Source organism: Lactiplantibacillus brownii, assembly GCF_031085375.1.
In the GTDB taxonomy this organism is placed as follows: domain Bacteria; phylum Bacillota; class Bacilli; order Lactobacillales; family Lactobacillaceae; genus Lactiplantibacillus; species Lactiplantibacillus brownii.
In genome coordinates this window covers 2784513-2801678 of record NZ_JAVCWF010000001.1, presented here as the reverse complement: position 1 = coordinate 2801678, position 17166 = coordinate 2784513, and the positions used below count along the sequence as shown (strand labels likewise).

The window sequence follows — 17166 nt, the reverse complement described above, 5'->3', positions numbered from 1 at the left end:
GCATGTCATTTGAATGGGGAGAACGCACATGAAAAATGGTCAAAATGAAAAACTAACTTTTAAAATGTATAAAAAGGGTCGCTTTTGGGTTTCTGCAGGGATCGCATTGGCAACAATTAACTTGGGAACTTTAGCTGGTCAGGCTGCAACAGCCACCCCGGCACCCACTAAAATACCGGTCACCAATGAGGCAACGGTTAGTGCAAGCAAACTGAATCAGTCGCAAGTCACTTTAAAGTCTGGCACTACACCGACATCTGTTGAAGCCAATAATGAAAGCGCTGTTAACTCGGTGCAGCCTAAGACACCAGTCACGGCGCCATCAGCGGCAAGCCCTGCTAGTTCGGTGCCAGCGACCCAGTCAGCCACGGCTGATAAAACGGCAACGTCATCAGTGGCTGAACCAGTAGGCACCCCGGCACCCACTGTGAGCACGCCTGAGTCAGTAGCTCCAGCGGTTGATAAGACCAGTCAAGCAACACCAGCGTCAGCAACTGAGACTAAAGCAGCGGCAGTTAATCAGTCTGCACGGTCAGTTGCGGCCCCGACTGCTGCGGCGTCGACAGTCGTTTCTCAGGGAACGTTGCAGATTGATGGTGGGAGTGACTGGACGATTGATGATACGGGGCTTTTGACCATTCATGCGGGGAATGTGGCCAACATCACGGCCGCCGCGACCCAGTCTTGGTACGATCAGCGTGGGACAATTACTAAAGTGGTGATTGATGGTCCCGTCAAGGCCGGCAGTAACTTTTCCTCGGTCTTCTCGCAACGTGGTACTTTTAGTAAAAAGATTAGCAGTATTGAAGGTTTAGAAAAAATAGATACAAGCCAAGCAACGAATATGAGCTATTTATTCACCAATGCGAAGATCACAGACTTTTCAGGCGTGGCCGGTTGGGATACAAGTAAAGTGACTAATATGACGTCACTATTTTCTGACAATGCAGTCACTGATAGCACCAAGCTGCCGATCGAAAATTGGCGGGTAGAGGCCGTGACTGCTTTTGATAATTTGTTCAGTAATCTTAAAATTGCTAGTTTAGATTTAAGTGGTTGGAAAGTTGGTCAGTCGATTGCTGCCGGAGCGAATGTGTCACTAGGTGGGATGTTCCTTAGTTGTACCAATCTCACATCTTTGAACGTGTCGGGTTGGGACACTAGCACGACGAGACAGGTTGCGAATTTGTTTGCTGATGATCAGCAGTTGAAGACGTTGGATCTTTCAAGCTGGGATTTGCGCAATGTGACGGGTGCTTCTAGCTTCATGGGCATGTTCACGAATACGACCAGCTTACGGTCGTTGACACTAGGTGCGAACACGCGCCTGGCCGCCGGGGTGAACTTACCAAATGTCCCTACGCAAGCGGGAACTTGGCAAAGTCAAGCTGCAACGACGGCCACTGATCCAGCCTACACGAGTAGTGAGTTGGTGGCGCTCTACACTGGTACAACCGTGCCAAACGCTACCACAACTTATATTTGGTCACCCGTTTCGAATGCGGCGCTCACTGCACAAGATGTTACTTTGGTGGCAGGGCCTAAAAGTAGTTGGTCTGCTAAAGATAGTGTGACGAAAATTGTTGATGGCGACGGGAATAATTTGGATTTGAATACGGTCGATGTGAATCAGTTGGTCAAAGTCACCAGTATCAACGGTGATCCCAATGTGACGACGATCGATGCGACGATTCCGAATCGGACGTATACCGTTGTGCTGACCTATACGGATGCCAATGGGATTGAAAAGCAAGCCACGTCAATCGTCACGGTGACAGCTAGTTCCGCCAAATTAGTTGGTCAGCCCACGACCGTAAAAATGGGGACTAATCCCAGCTGGCAGGCGAGTGATGCGGTCGACACGGCTTTATCAATGAATGCCGATGGCGAGCCATTGACTGCGGCCGAGTTAGCAACCGTTAAGGCATCAGGTTTGGATCTAACGACAGCTGGGCCGCAGACGGTAACCCTGAGTTACACTGATAAGTACGGCAATGAAGTAACCACCACGGCGCTGGTAACGGTGGTTGCAACCAAGGCAGCTTTAGAGACGCAACCGATAACAATCATCGCGGGGCCCAAAGCCACTTGGACTTGGCAAGATAATGTCACCGGGGCGACGGACTTTGATGGTAACCCTATTTCAGACTTAGCCGGATTAACGGTCACTGTGGTTCAAGAACCAGATTTGACTAAACCTGGCGACCAGACGATTCAGTTGGTCTATACGGATTCTGAAGGTAATACGCAGACTTTTGAAGCCGTGATCCACGTGGTTACGAGTCAAGCAGCGCTAACGACTAAAGATAGTCAATTAACCATTGGGGCGACTTGGAAGGCTGCCGACAATATCACGGTTGCACATGATGCCAACGGCAAGCCGATCACGATCGACCAGCTAAAGGTTACCGGTTCGGTTGACACCACTAAAGCTGGCACAACCAAAATTACGTATGAGTATACGGATGCTGCCGGCAATGTCTTGACTGCCACGGCGCTAGTCACAGTGGTCGCTGATCCAGAGGAACCTGGTGACGGGGATGAGGATAACGGCGCTGGCGACAACAATGATGGTGACGATAACGATCACAACACTGGCGATAATAATGGTAATGAAGACAATAACGGTAATAACGGTAATAACAACGGTAATGAAGGTAACGAGACCGATAGTGATGGCGATACTATTGATGATAGCGAGGATCACAACGAGGTCACTAAACCAGATAATGGCGGTAATCAGACCGGTGTTGCTGATGATCAGCTCAACGGTGGCGTGACAACTGGTCAAAGTCCCGTTCAGAAGCAACCTAATCAGTTGGTTAAAACACCAACGGCGGTACTGGCAACAGACCCTGATAACCTGGCTAGAACGAATTCGACACGACAGTTGCCACAAACTGATGAACAGCGTGCAACGGGGTGGTTAGCCGTTGCGGGGGTTAGTTTGTTAGCACTACTAGGCCTTGCAGGTTATCGGCGTAAACGCTAGCTTAAAGCGAGACTAAAATTAAATGGCAGGTCAAGACTCGGAAGCTTCCAAGTTTTGACCTGCCATTTAGTTTGTTTTGAATGATTGGCTAATACCCTGTCGCGGTAAATGAAGCCTGCCTTATTTCGCGGTGACTTGATCACGGCCATTATTTTTTGAGTGATACAGATAGCCGTCTGCCCGTTTATAAAGCGTGGTGCTGTCTTCATCATCAGGATGTTGTTGCGTTAAGCCAATTGAGATACTCAAATGAATCGCTTGATCCTCATATTTGAACGCGGCTTGTCGAATCAGTTCACCGATCTTTTCGGCATGAACACGGGCTGTCGCCAAGTCATAGTCATCGAACAAAATCGTGAACTCTTCGCCACCAGTGCGATAGAGCACTAGCTCCTTATCAACGCTTTGCAGATACTTTTCGATGAGTAATGCCAGACGTTCCAGCACATAGTCGCCAGCTAAGTGACCATACGTATCGTTGATTGACTTAAAATGGTCAATATCAAAGAGCATCACCTTGAACGGTCGGTCTTCGGTACGTTGATTTTCGAAACTCTTGCCAAAGGTCGTGCGAAAGGCGAAGAAGTTTTTCGCATGTGTTAACTCATCAAAGTTCGTATTGTAAGTTAATTGAGCTAACGTTGCGGCATCTCGGTAGAGTAAGTTCACGTAAAAGTAGACGATGACGAGCATGATAAACATGTACAGCAATTCGGCTAAGACGATGTTAACCGTTAAGTGCAATCGAAACGCTACAACGACCCATAGCGCTGCTGAAAACGCCATAGCAACAACGATATATTTAACGAAATCCCAGTGATCATAGTGTTTGCGCCGTTTGAGTAACTTCATAATGAAGAAAAACGCCACAAAGATAAAAGTATAGAGCCAAGATAATGTTTCCGTGATTGTGCCATTGATCAACATGAAGAGAATGGCGGTCACGACCCATTGCCAGAGCTTGATGCCAAGTAATAGAAAATAACTGACAAAAACAACGGCGAATAACTGGAAGTTCATGAAGACCCAGGTCGTGGTTTGGTGACTAACAATCAGCTGGAGTAGTAAGACGAACGCGGCCATGTAGATAATTCCGACCATGGTGCGGACGCCTTCTTTATCGAATTTTTTACCACGCTTTTCGAAGTAGCGAATGGCGCGGTCGGCTAAATTCCAATATAGGGTAATCATGCCAAGTAAGAAAAAAACACTGGTTACTAACGATGGGACATACCAATGCGTTAGTGTCATGAGTTTGGCCTCCATCTGCCTATAAACTAGTTGTAATCGATGTTAGGCAGGCATCGGTTTACCATAAAGATAACCTTGATGGATCTTAATCCCAAATTTTGCCGCGAGGGCTTGGTCATGTTGATCCTCAACACCTTCAAGAACCATATCTAAACGGTAGTTGCGAGCAATTTTCGTCCAAAAAGCGAGTAGTTCAGGAATTTGGTTAGCCTCGCCACTCATGCGCAAATTTTGCATGGCAAATTTAATTTGGTCAACGTATGGGAGGGCATCTTTAATGTTTTCATAGGTGTTGGTCCCAGTTCCGACGTCGTCTAAGACCAATTGCATCCCGTTTTGATGTAATAGGATACTGTAACGTTGAACTTCTTCCAGGGTTGGCGCATCGGTAAGCTCGATGGTTAAGGCGGAAGGATTGATCCGTTTCTTCAAAGCCACGATGACCCCCAAAGTTAGTGGGTTCTCAATTTGATCATGATTCAAGTTGAATGCAATGACTTTGTTGGTCAGGGAAGTTTTTAAGGCAGCGGCCGTTTGTTCCAATAATTTAGCTTGATCATCCAGTGAAATTTCAGAAAAATTAGTGGGTAACGTCCAAGTGTCCTTTTGTCGCTTTCGTAACAAGACCTCGTAACCATAAATTGAGTGGTCTGTTTCATCGACTTGCGGCTGAACAAAGAATTTATAGATAATAATCTCCTCCTTTGACAACAAAAATACGTGATTTAGTGGGTAAATCAGTTTAAACTAATTGTAATATACATCGCATTTCGGTTCAATAAGTTGACCGTGACTAGTCGATGGTTATACGACCGGTTTAGCGGGTTTTAGGCTTGCATTTTATCGTTTACGGATGTAAACTATATTAAATATTAGGAATGGAACTAAATTAAAGGTGGTTTGAAAGGTGGCTAATCAAATGGTAGCACAGACAAAGTTGGAAATTAGTGATGCAGAATGGGAAGTCATGCGGGTGACTTGGACTTTAGGCAGTGTGACCAGTAGTCAGATGGCTGAAATTATGGCTGAAAAAATGGGCTGGAAAACAGCCACCGTCAAAACCCTGTTAGGTCGACTCATTAAGAAAGGCGCACTCCGAGCCGAAAAGAACGGCCGCGCCTTCACGTATTATCCGACCGTCGCAGAACAGCCGTCGATGGATGAAGCTGTGACAACGTTATTTGGTCATTTGTGTCAGATGCGTGTTGGTCAAACCTTAACGGATCTAGTTGATCAATTGACTTTGAGCCAGAGTGATATCAATAGTCTACAAGGCTTATTGACTGAAAAAGCAAAAACTGCGCCAGAAACAGTCGACTGTGACTGTTTACCCGGTGAAATGAAATGCTAAATGATTGTTGTTAGTGCTGGTCAAGGTAAGAAAAATTAGTAAAGCAGGCGTCTAAGATTTTTTCTTAGACGCCTTTTCTCATCCTAATGTTTATCATCGAAGTGTGGCACAAGAAATTCAGGGTAGCGTTGTGAGACATCAAGGGGTGATACTGTGGTAATAAGCTGCCTTGATTCGATGCTCGTTTTGCCAATTATTAAGCGCTTAAAATGGTATGATGATAGCAGGTCAAAAGGGGGAAAACAACCTGTGTTTAATTATCAGGAAATTGAAAGCTTAAATCGATTAGAGCTAACGGTCTATGATTATATTATTCAAAATAAAAGTGCCGTGATGGGCATGACGATACGCGACTTGGCGAACAAGAGTCATGTCTCAACGACGACAGTCTTACGTTTTTGCAACAAGGTGGGACTGGATGGCTTTATGGAATTGAAATATGTGATTAAGCGCGATCTTGCTCATCAAAAGCTTGAACAACCGAAAATGACGCGGGTCGTGGATTCAGTCAACGAATTTTTGAGCCGTTTCAACGATCAAACTTATCAAGATCATGTGCAACAAGTGGCAGAAATGATGGTCGATGCTGATTTGATTTTATTTTTCGGCATTGGAACTAGTGGAACCTTTGCCCAATATGGGGCGCGCTTACTTGCTAACTTAGGCCTGTACACTTTATCAATTGTTGATCCTTTTCAACCACAACCAGCGAAATTACGCCATGCGGAAAATGTCGTCTTGGTTGATGTGTCGGTTTCTGGTGAACGTGAACAAGTGCTTAAGCAAGCTCAGTTTTACCATGAACTCGGTGCCAAAGTTGTGTCGATTACGAATACGGCGATCTCAACGCTGGCACGTTTGTCAGATGTTAACATTGCGTATAATGCGCATGAAGTCCGTGATGTGGTGAATGATGATGTTGATCTAACGACCCAAGTTCCGGTCGTTTTGACGATGGAACAAATCATGCACAAGACCCATAAGCTACAAGCCGCCCGGCGCGCAAACGCCGAACAGTAGGGACTGCTGCCCTAAAATGTAACCAGTTACTTTTTTGTGACAGGTTATATTTATAGCACCTGTTTTTTTAGCGCCGTTAAGCCTGTTCAAAGCTGGTGGCGTTCGGTATAGTTGTAAATGAAAGCGGATACAGAAGCCGACTGGCCAGTCAGGGTTCGTGCTTATTTTGCAATTATACATGGAGGGGTGTTCAATTATGGGCGATTTTATGAACAACAAAATCTTGCCACCAATAATGAAGTTCGTTAACACCAAAGCCATCACTGCTCTGAAAAATGGGATGCTTTTCACCTTACCATTTATTATGATTGGCTCAGTGTTCTTGATCTTAGCCTCGTTGCCAGTAGCTTCTTGGGCAGCGTGGATGACTAAGACCGGACTGTCAGCGATTTGTATGCAGATTTACAATGCGTCATTCGGGGTTATGTCAATCTTTGCGGTTTCCGGGATTGCGTATACCTGGGTTAAAGATGACGGCTTTGATGCGATGCCAGCGGGATTAACCGCGTTAGTCAGTTTCTTAATTATTCAGCGGCCCACAACTGCCATTATGATCAATGGTAAGATTGCGGTCACCGCAGCCCAAGCTGCTCAAGTGCCGATGATTGATCGGACTTGGTTAGGCGGCCAAGGCATGATTGCAGCTATTTTAATTGGTTTGGTTTCCGGCTGGATCTATTCATGGTTCTTAAAGCGCGACATTCGAATCAAATTACCAGAACAAGTTCCTGCTGCGGTTGCGGGTTCCTTTACCGCTTTAATCCCAGCAACGGCAATTACCGTTGGTTGGTTAGTCGTTTACGGCTTGTTCGACGTCTTCGGCAATACTACTTTAGTTGAATTTATTTACAAAGTTGTTCAAACCCCATTACAAGGGTTAACGGATACTTTTGGTGGGATGTTAATTATTGCGTTACTCATTCCATTATTCTGGTTCTTTGGGGTTCACGGTGCCGTTATTATTGGCGGGATCATGGGACCATTATTGCAAGCGAACTCTTTAGCGAATGCTAAGATTACGGCTGCTGGACACATTGCTTCTGCTAGCAACGGTGGTCACATTGTCACGCAATCATTACTTGACCAGTTTGGGACGGTAACGGGTTCTGGGATGACCTTTGGCTTAGTTGTGTTCATGGTCTTCTTTGCAAAGTCACAACAAATGAAATCAATTGGTCGTTTAGGTATTGGGACTGGGATTTTCAACATTAACGAACCAGTCTTGTTCGGGACACCGATCGTCATGAACCCAATTTTGGCAGCACCATTTATCTTGATGCCAGCTATCTCGATGGGAGCGACTTATCTCGCCATCAAGTTTGGGATTATCCCATACTTCCGCGGACCCATGGTGCCATGGACCACGCCGCCAATTATTTCTGGTCTATTAGTTGGTGACTGGCGAACCGCTGTTTGGCAAGCTGGGATGATTGTTGGTTCGTTCTTCGTTTACTGGCCATTCGCCCGCAAGCAAGATGCTATTTTATACAAACAAGAACAAGCTAAGTTACAAGCCGAAACCGATGGCGATACTACCGGTGAAGGTGTTGAAACGAATTAAATTTTAATAATCGATATGATAACAAAAGCCCGTCACGCGGATTTCGAAAGCGTGACGGGCTTTTGTTGTGAGTGGCTGTTTTACTGGCGTTTAAGCATATAGGCCTAGCATCATTGAGATGCCACCTAATATGAAAATTAAGCCAAAGATAAAGCCGTCCCACAAAGCCAGTAAGGCAAAATTTGAAGTGGTCGCATTACCCGCGAGTTTCAATTGCCGAAAGTACTTTGTTGAAGCATTGATTTGATAAGCACCAAGGAGTACCAATACCAAACAGATGATTATTTGGAAGATAAGACTATTCATGAAACTCACCTCAGTTAGAAAATAGTTATAAAAGTAAGCGTTTTCTTAAATCCTCAATATAATCAGTATAGGAGCAAAATTTGGTTTGAACAAGGTCTTTACGGCACTTATTCTATGGAATGTTTTCGTGAATCGTTTGGGTAATGATGCTCAATTGACAAACCGGTCAAATCCTGTGATGCCGTGTCGTTGGCCAATTGCTAACCATAATACTCCCGTCAGCGGCCAAATAATTTAAATTTTTATGAGGCCAAGACTTGACATTTATCGTTTACGATTGTAAACTTTAACCATAAATTACAAATGTAAACGACATAAGAGCATTTGTTGGGGAGGTTGTTACGATGAATAAATCAGAAATGAATAAGATGGGTCAAATGGATCAGTCAAAAAAGGATCAAGATAAAGATATGAGTAACATGGACATGTCAAATATGGACATGGATATGGGTGGCGGCCAAATGATGCACATGGGGAACTTGAAACGAAAGTTCTGGGTTTCTTTGATTTTAACGTTGCCAATTCTCTTGATGAGTCCGATGATGGGAATGCAATTGCCATTCCAACTAATTTTTCACCCGTGGTCGGATTACCTCGTGGCACTGATTGGGACCGTGATCTTTATCTATGGTGGACAACCATTCTTTAGCGGTGCCAAAGCAGAACTAAAGAATAAAAAGCCAGCCATGATGACCTTGATTGCCATGGGTATCGGCGTTGCGTTTGTCTATAGTATCTACGCGGTCGTTGCGAACAACATCATGCATGCCACGCCGCAAGTGACTGATTTCTTCTGGGAATTAGCAACTTTGATTGACATCATGTTGTTAGGGCACTGGATTGAAATGAACACCGTGATGAATGCGGGCTCTGCGGTTGATAACTTAGCTAAGTTATTACCAAGCACGGCGCACAAATTAGTAAATGGTGAAACACAGGATGTTGCTATTGCGGATTTAGTTAAAGATGACCATATCCAAGTTCGTGCTGGGGAAAAGATCCCAGCTGATGGGGTCATTGTTAGTGGTAATACTAGTGTCAATGAAGCGATGGTCACTGGTGAAGCGCGGTTAGTTGAAAAACAAACGGATGCCAAAGTCGTTGGTGGTTCAGTTAACGGTGAAGGTACCTTTGAAATGCGTGTTACTGGGACTGGCGAAACGGGTTATTTAGCACAAGTCATGAAGTTAGTGACAGATGCCCAAGCAGCGAAGTCATCACAAGAAAATATGGCCGATCGGGTCGCTGGGTTATTGTTCTACGCGGCGCTGACCGTTTCCATTGTCGCTTTTATTGTTTGGTTGTTAGTCGGTAACTTAGCGCTTGCATTGTCCATTGCGGTCACGGTCTTAGTCATCGCCTGCCCACATGCTTTAGGGTTAGCGATTCCACTGGTCGTTGCGCGGAGTACTGCGATTGCGGCTAGCCACGGCTTATTGATTCGGAATCGGGACGCTATGGAACAAGTGAAAAAGTTGAATTACGCTTTGATGGATAAAACTGGGACGTTAACAGCTGGGAACTTTAAAGTCGCTGAATATCAAAGCTTAGAGCCACAAGTTAAAGCCGACGATGTTTTGAAGATCATGGCTAGCTTGGAAAATGGGTCCAGTCATCCGCTCGCAGTTGGTATTCTAAAAGCTGCCAAAGCTAAAAAATTGACTGCGGCCGAAGTAACGGACAGTCATCAGATTACTGGTGTTGGTTTGAGTGGGACAGTTGCTGGTCAAACGTATCAAATCGTTTCAGCGGCCTATTTGGATCGGCAGAAGTTGGCTTATGATCAAGCAACATTTAATCGTTTGGCCTCCGCTGGGAACTCAGTAAGCTTCTTGGTTCAAGACCAACAGGTTCTTGGTTACGTCGCCCAAGGGGATCAAATTAAGCCTGAATCGAAGAACTTAATTGATAGCTTGAAAGCACAAAAGATTACGCCAGTGATGTTAACTGGTGATAATGAACAAAGTGCGCAAGTCGTTGCGAAACAACTTGGTATCACTGAAGTTCACGCTAGTCTTTTACCAGAAGATAAAGCAAAATTAGTTCAAAAGTACCAAGCCGATGGCAGTCGTGTCATGATGATCGGTGATGGTGTCAATGACGCGCCAAGTTTGGCACGAGCGGATATCGGTGTGGCGATTGGTTCTGGGACCGACGTTGCGATTGATTCAGCTGATATCGTCTTAGTCAAGAGTAATCCTAATGACGTGGTAGAATTCCTAGAATTGGCTCGTCAAACGACACGGAAAATGACACAGAACCTCTGGTGGGGTGCTGGTTACAACGTCATCACGATTCCACTAGCTGCCGGCATCTTAGCACCTATCGGATTTATTTTGAACCCTATGGTCGGTGCGGTGGTTATGTCACTAAGTACCGTGATCGTGGCGATTAATGCGATGACCTTGCGGCTTAGAAAATAAACTGATGGCCGTAAATTAATTGTCGTAAATGCGTGTAACTCCTTGGTTTAGGTGCTAAAATAGTCTTATTTAAATCAAGGAAGTGAGTCCCATGTGTACAAGTTTAACGTATCAAACGTCGGGTGGTGATCAGTTTTTAGCCCGGACAATGGATTTTGGCTTTGAGCTCGGTGGTCGGCCGGTCGTAATTCCCCGGCAACATCATTTTACGAGTGTGACGAATGCAACAGGTTTTGATGCACCTTATAGCTTTGCGGGGACTGGACGGGATCTGAATGGTTATATCCTAGTTGACGGCGTCAATGAATATGGCGTTAGCGCTGCTGCCTTGTATTTCGCTGGTCAAGCCCACTATGCGGCTGAACCGGTTGAGGGTCAAATTAATTTGGCCCCACACGAAGTTGTGATGTGGATTTTGGGTAATGTGAAGAGTACGGCTGAACTAAGTCAGCGTCTTGCAGATTTAACGATTACGGAATCAGCTGCGCCACTATTGAACATTGTTGTGCCATTGCATTGGATCATTAGTGACCGCCAAGGCGAAACGTTCGTCTTGGAACAGGAAGCTGATGGCATGCATTATATGAAGAATCCAGTCGGTGTCATGACAAATTCACCTGATTTTGACTGGCATCTGAAGAACTTGAGCAACTACGTGGAACTCCAACCAATGCCACATACCGCGAGCCGTCAATATGGTGACTTAACGGTGAATGCCTTTGGTCCTGGGACGGGCGCGTTAGGCATGCCGGGCGATTACACCTCGCCATCCCGCTTTATTCGAACCGTCTTTAACCGTGAACATACGGAGACAGTTGATACGGATGCAGCGGCGGTTAATACGTTATCACACATGCTGAATTCGGTTGAGATTCCCAAGGGAGTTAAAGTTAAGGCGGATGGTTCCGATGATTACACGCAATATCGCGCTTACATGAGTATGAATGAACCAGCATTTTACATGCAGCCCTACAATGATCAAACGATTACCCGGGTTGCTTTGACCGAAGCAGTGATGACCGCCGATACACCGACGGAATACGCACTTGCGGGTCAACAACAATTTAAAGCAGTTAATTAACCAATATAGCGTCTAACCAATTAAGGTTAGGCGTTTTTTTGTCGAGTTTGATTAACAAAACAATGCGATTGATGGTACACTTGAAACGAAGTTAGGGACACATAACTTTTTTAATAAGAACAACTTGCAATTCAGTGGGAAAAGGAATAACATCTACTAGGTAAGAACCATTACAAAGTAGCTAATGGGGGTTAACAATTATGAAACAAAAAATGACCTTAGCACAACGTGTCAACATTTTACGCGCGAGTGTCATGGGTGCAAATGATGGGATTCTATCCGTTGCCGGTATCGTTGTTGGGGTTGCCGGTGCAACGACCAACAGTTATTCTATCCTGATTTCAGGACTAGCTGGGATGTTGGCTGGGACCATTTCAATGGCCATGGGTGAATATGTCTCGGTTAATGCGCAAAAGGATGCCCAAAAGATGGCTATCAAACGGCAAAAAACAGCGTTGGCAAATGACTATGATGGTGAAAGTGCCATGGTGACACAGAAGTATGTGGATCAGGGGATTAGTGCACCGTTAGCCCAGCAAGCGACTAAAGAAATGATGAAGGATGATGCCTTAGTCACGACCGTCCGCGAACGTTACGGGTTCAATCCAAATGAATTTATCAGCCCTTATGCTGCGGGAATTGCATCAATGATTTCATTCCCAACTGGTTCAATTTTACCGCTGGTTTCGATTACCTTCTTCCCACCACGGATAAAAATTTTGGCGACGGTCGTTGCGGTTGCAATTGCGTTAGCCATCACTGGTTATTCGGCGGCCATTTTGGGGAATGCCGACCGGAAGCACAGTGTGTTTCGGAATGTGGTTTCTGGTTTGTTGACGATGTTAGTGACTTACTTCATCGGTCACTTATTCGCGTAGTGCTAATTGAGAGGAAGTCAGCAAATGATTATGTCAAAAACGAAGCCCGATAAGTCCAAACAAACGATGGATGAAAAGCTGAATACGTTGCGGGCCGGGGTCTTGGGTTCCAATGATGGGATCTTAACCGTTGTCGGAGTGCTATTCAGTGTTGCGGCGGCAACCAGCAATCAATTTACCATTTTTATCGCCGGGTTATCCGACTTACTTGCCTGCGCGTTTTCCATGGCGTCAGGCGAATACGCCTCCGTTAGTACCCAAAAGGATACTGAAAAAGCCGTCGTTGAGAAAGAACGTCAGTTGTTAAAAACCGATTTTGACAACGAAATTGCGGCCGTTAAGCGCCACTATATGACACTGGGAGTCACCGAAGGAACCGCTTTGGAAATTGCTAAGGACCTTTTAGCTAAGAAACCCTTGGAAACGGTCGTTAGCATTAAATACGATATGAAGCTTGGACACTATATGAATCCCTGGGATGCGGCGTTTTCATCATTGTTCTCCGCATCGGCCGGTGGGATTTTCCCATTAGTTGCGATGACCTTTTTACCGACTGCGCTTAAATGGCCTGGAACCATCATGGCGGTTTCTTTATCGGTCGCTTTGACTGGTTATTTATCAGCGGTATTAGGTAAAGGTAATATCAAGACTGCGATGACACGTAATGTGATTGTCGGGATTATTACGATGTTTATTCACTATTATGTCGGGACGTTATTCTAAAATATCAATATAAAATAATTGATGAAACGGATTTGGCAAAATTGCTAGAATCCGTCTTTTTTTATTGAAAATCGGCCTAAAATTTTCAGTGAGTTTTAATCAAGCCCCGGTATAATATTGCCATTAATCTATAAACAGGGGTAAACGAGAATTGAAAACAAAAACTACCAGTCGTTACATGCAAGGCATCATGTGGGCGATGTTAGCCTCCACACTCTGGGGGATTTCTGGAACGGTGATGCAATTTGTTTCGCAAAATCAAGCCATTCCAGCTGATTGGTTCCTATCGGTTCGGACCTTATCTGCTGGCGTGATTTTATTAGCCATTGGGGCAGTACAACAAGGTCGGGGAATCTTCAAGGTCTTTCGTTCTTGGGCGTCAGTGGGGCAGCTAGTAGCGTACGCGACCTTAGGCTTGATGGCCAATATGTATAGCTTCTATGTCAGTATTGAAAAAGGGACGGCCGCAGCCGCAACGATTTTGCAATATTTGAGCCCACTTTTTATTGTCTTAGGGACGTTAGCTTTCAAGCGTGAATTACCCTTACGGACGGATATGATTGCTTTTGGTGTGTCATTGTTAGGGGTATTTCTGGCGATTACTCGTGGTAACATTCATGAACTAGCGATTCCAATGGATGCGCTAGTTTGGGGTGTGCTGTCTGGCGTGACAGCGGCATTGTATGTGGTCTTACCACGGAAAATTGTGGCTGAAAATTCACCCGTCGTAATTCTCGGTTGGGGAACCCTGATTGCGGGTTTTCTGTTTAACCTCTATCATCCGCTTTGGCAAGGTGCGCCCAAGGTAACCCCCAGTTTAGTTTTATCAATTGGGGCGATCGTCTTGATTGGCACGATTTTTGCGTTTCTATCTTTATTACACAGCCTCCAATTTGCTCCTTCAGCGGTCGTTAGTATCGTGGATGCGGTCCAACCGGTGGTCACATTTATTTTGAGTATTATTTTCTTGGGCTTAAAAGTCAGTGTTGTTGAGATTATCGGCTCGGTATTAGTTGTTTTTGCGATTTATATTTTACAACGTTTCCGCAGTGATCCAAGTTTGGACTAAATGTCTTAATGACGCTAAAATATTGCTGACTGTAACTCGGTGTTGGTGGTATTTTGTTAAGGTGTATTAACAAAAAGAAGGCTAGTAAGTGCTCGATAATCCGAGTAGTTACTAGCCTTCTTTTTAGATTAGTTCAAAGCTTTTGCGATAAGGACGTCTAGACGAACCGAAGTGGCAAATTTAGCCTAAGCTTCTGGTTGGTAATCTTCGTCGATGATTAAAACCGGTTTGATGGTCTTACCACTGACAGAATCAGCGTTGGCTTCGTTAATTTGATCAAATTTGTAGAACTTTTCAGTCTTTTCGAATGGGAACATGCCGTGCTTGTAAAAGTCGATCAGACGAGGCACGTCGACTTGAGGAATGGCATCCCCCATGTTGACACCGATGACTTTCTTATCATCGACACAAAGGTCATTCCAAGAACTGATCGTAATATTTTTAGCGGTGACGGCAATCAATGCGGCGGTCCCACCTTGTGCTAAAGCCTGAATAGCGGAAATCATGACGGGTTCAACCCCAGTCGTATCAACTGTAAAGTCAACGCCATAGCCATGAGTCAACTTCTTGATAGCTGCCACTGGATCTTCATTTTTGCTATTGATGGTATGAGTTGCGCCGAGTTCTTTCGCCAAAGATAACCGTGAATCCACGATATCAACGGCGATTACTTCGGTACAGCCAGAAATCTTGCCGGCCATCATTGCAGCTAAACCAACGGCGCCAGTCCCGAAGACGGCAATTGTCTGCCCAGGACGTGGTTGCAGGCTATTTAACACTGTCCCACTACCGGTAACGTAGCCACAGCCTAAAGGCCCTAAGCGCCGTAAGTCTAAGTCTTTATCAACTTTAACTGCGTTACGTTGGTCAATGACGGTATGTGTCGTGAACGAGGATTGATCGAACATATCACTGACATGATGACCATTTTCTTGGAAATGATCACTGCCGTCAGGACGAGTCCCGCTCAAATTATAGTCAGCATAATTCCGGCACTTCGTTGGCATACCTTTGAGACAGTTGTCACAAGTCCCGTCTGCATAGAAAGACATGACAATATGGTCGCCAACTTTAAAGTTTTTAACTTGTGGGCCAACTTTTTCAACGATCCCAGAGCCTTCATGACCAAGAATAACTGGATAGCCTAAGGAAGCATCTCCTTTACGGATGGCTTCGTCAGAGTGACAGATACCACTTGCGACTAGCTTAACTTGTAAATCGGTTGGGCCCATCTCAGCCAATTCAATATCATCTTTAATGACAAATGGGTCGTTAACTTTATCAACAACAGCAGCTTTAATTTTCATAATACTAGTGCCTCACTTTTAAAATTTAATTAGTATGTAAACCGCTTACAATTTACATTGTGACACATTACACAAAATTCATCAAGTCTAGCTAACAAAAGGCCAATTAAGCAAAAACATTGATGAAACGGGATTTTAGAGGGTGAACCTGTATATTTGGTACAAAAGTCCTGTACATTTGACGACGGTCATTATTGGGGTTAAATTGATTTCAAACGAAGTGGAGGGATGGCATTATGGCAACTTTATTGACGGCGGCGCAGCAAGCTCAAGGGCGCGCACTGTTAAAACAATTTGATCAGTTAGCAGGCTTCGTGCCTGGTGAAGGGGCCTTAGATCCAGTGATCGTAATGGTCTCGGAGGCGCCAGGCAAGGTGGAAGCAGAAGTAGGGCATCCTTTTCAAGGACCGGCGGGAACCGAGTTAGATCGTTGGCTCGCAAAGCTCGGTTTGACCCGTGATCAGGTGTATTTAACCGGGGCCGTTCGTTCGCGACCTTACAAACTCGGTGCCACCGGCCGTAAAAGCGACCGTCGTCCAACCCGTGCTGAAGTCATCGCAAGTGCACCGTTGTTGGATTCTGAGCTCGCACAACTCACAGGCCACGTTTTAGTGCCACTAGGCAATACTGGGTTACAACGACTACTGGGCCCTAAAGTGAAAATCAGCGCCGTTCACGGTCAATTATTGAAGTCGCCGATTCGACGTTGGTCAACGGTGACACAAAAATTCGATTGGTCAGCGACGGTTTATCCTATCTTTCCGTTATATCATCCATCGTACAGCCGCCGATTTAAGCGAATTTTACCCACGGTTGATGCTGACTTAGTCGCGCTGAAACATTATTTAGCCGAAAATCACGACAAATAAAGAGTGGGACAAAAGGCGTTTTGCTACCGAGCATAGCCTAGAAAGTCGAATGATTGGTATTTTCAATCGTTTGACTTTCGTAGCTAAGCGGAGGTCGCAGCCTTTTGTTCCACGTTTCGGCTATAAATATTAGGAATACCAAAATGAGTCTGGGGTTTTGTCCCAGACTCTTAACAGCCTGTTACTAGTCGCTACAAACACGTCAGATCATGCGTTAAGACATTATCACGCCAATAATTAACATGATCACAAATGCAGTTGCTGGAATCAGCACGACTAATTTAGTCAAAATTACTATTAAGCTGTCATCATCATTTTTCATCAGAGTTCCACCT

The 17166-nt window shown here is 45.0% G+C and carries 14 protein-coding genes; 10 read left to right on the top strand and 4 right to left on the bottom strand.

The window, feature by feature from the left end; all coding sequences use genetic code 11:
• Window positions 1-28: 28 nt before the first annotated feature.
• Window positions 29-2992 (top strand): BspA family leucine-rich repeat surface protein, encoded by a 2964-nt coding sequence (locus RA086_RS13120; protein WP_308704222.1) that lies wholly within the window; start codon window positions 29-31, stop codon window positions 2990-2992.
• 120 nt (window positions 2993-3112) lie between these two features.
• Here RA086_RS13120 and RA086_RS13115 read toward each other — a convergent pair whose 3' ends face one another.
• Window positions 3113-4243 (bottom strand): GGDEF domain-containing protein, encoded by a 1131-nt coding sequence (locus RA086_RS13115; RefSeq protein ID WP_308704221.1) that lies wholly within the window; start codon window positions 4241-4243, stop codon window positions 3113-3115.
• 42 nt (window positions 4244-4285) lie between these two features.
• Window positions 4286-4933: an EAL domain-containing protein gene (locus RA086_RS13110; RefSeq protein ID WP_308704484.1), complete on the bottom strand. Its 648-nt coding sequence runs from the start codon at window positions 4931-4933 to the stop codon at window positions 4286-4288.
• 229 nt (window positions 4934-5162) lie between these two features.
• Here RA086_RS13110 and RA086_RS13105 point away from each other — a divergent pair, with 229 nt between their 5' ends.
• The 3 genes from RA086_RS13105 to RA086_RS13095 all read left to right on the top strand — a co-directional run bounded on the left by RA086_RS13105 (window position 5163) and on the right by RA086_RS13095 (window position 8175).
• Window positions 5163-5594 carry a CopY/TcrY family copper transport repressor gene (locus RA086_RS13105; RefSeq protein ID WP_308704220.1) on the top strand — a complete coding sequence of 144 codons (432 nt, stop codon included), beginning with the start codon at window positions 5163-5165 and terminating at the stop codon, window positions 5592-5594.
• Window positions 5595-5843: 249 nt separating this feature from the next.
• Complete coding sequence (locus RA086_RS13100) at window positions 5844-6614, top strand: MurR/RpiR family transcriptional regulator (RefSeq protein ID WP_308704219.1); 771 nt, start codon at window positions 5844-5846, stop codon at window positions 6612-6614.
• A 196-nt stretch (window positions 6615-6810) separates the two neighbouring features.
• Complete coding sequence (locus tag RA086_RS13095) at window positions 6811-8175, top strand: PTS sugar transporter subunit IIC (protein WP_308704218.1); 1365 nt, start codon at window positions 6811-6813, stop codon at window positions 8173-8175.
• Between the two features lie 90 nt (window positions 8176-8265).
• On the opposite strand, the gene RA086_RS13090 is transcribed toward RA086_RS13095, so the two are convergent.
• Window positions 8266-8481 carry a hypothetical protein gene (locus RA086_RS13090; RefSeq protein ID WP_308704217.1) on the bottom strand — a complete coding sequence of 72 codons (216 nt, stop codon included), beginning with the start codon at window positions 8479-8481 and terminating at the stop codon, window positions 8266-8268.
• Window positions 8482-8891: 410 nt separating this feature from the next.
• On the opposite strand from RA086_RS13090, the gene RA086_RS13085 reads away from it, so the two are divergent.
• The 5 genes from RA086_RS13085 to RA086_RS13065 all read left to right on the top strand — a co-directional run bounded on the left by RA086_RS13085 (window position 8892) and on the right by RA086_RS13065 (window position 14655).
• A complete protein-coding gene (locus RA086_RS13085) occupies window positions 8892-10904 on the top strand; it encodes a heavy metal translocating P-type ATPase (RefSeq protein WP_407659097.1) in 2013 nt (670 codons plus the stop codon).
• Between the two features lie 91 nt (window positions 10905-10995).
• On the top strand, window positions 10996-11985 hold the full coding sequence (locus RA086_RS13080) for a choloylglycine hydrolase family protein (RefSeq protein ID WP_308704215.1): 990 nt from the start codon (window positions 10996-10998) through the stop codon (window positions 11983-11985).
• 200 nt (window positions 11986-12185) lie between these two features.
• Window positions 12186-12863, top strand: coding sequence for a VIT1/CCC1 transporter family protein (locus RA086_RS13075; protein WP_308704214.1), 678 nt, complete (start codon window positions 12186-12188; stop codon window positions 12861-12863).
• A gap of 30 nt (window positions 12864-12893) precedes the next feature.
• Entirely contained in the window at window positions 12894-13586 is a 693-nt protein-coding gene (locus RA086_RS13070; protein ID WP_407659096.1) for a VIT1/CCC1 transporter family protein, read from the top strand.
• A 178-nt stretch (window positions 13587-13764) separates the two neighbouring features.
• The gene (locus tag RA086_RS13065) at window positions 13765-14655 is read left to right on the top strand and encodes a DMT family transporter (protein ID WP_308704483.1); all 891 of its coding nucleotides are present in this window, start codon (window positions 13765-13767) and stop codon (window positions 14653-14655) included.
• A 185-nt stretch (window positions 14656-14840) separates the two neighbouring features.
• On the opposite strand, the gene RA086_RS13060 is transcribed toward RA086_RS13065, so the two are convergent.
• Window positions 14841-15962: an NAD(P)-dependent alcohol dehydrogenase gene (locus tag RA086_RS13060; protein ID WP_308704212.1), complete on the bottom strand. Its 1122-nt coding sequence runs from the start codon at window positions 15960-15962 to the stop codon at window positions 14841-14843.
• Window positions 15963-16198: 236 nt separating this feature from the next.
• On the opposite strand from RA086_RS13060, the gene RA086_RS13055 reads away from it, so the two are divergent.
• Entirely contained in the window at window positions 16199-16831 is a 633-nt protein-coding gene (locus RA086_RS13055; protein ID WP_308704211.1) for a uracil-DNA glycosylase, read from the top strand.
• Window positions 16832-17166: the final 335 nt, after the last annotated feature.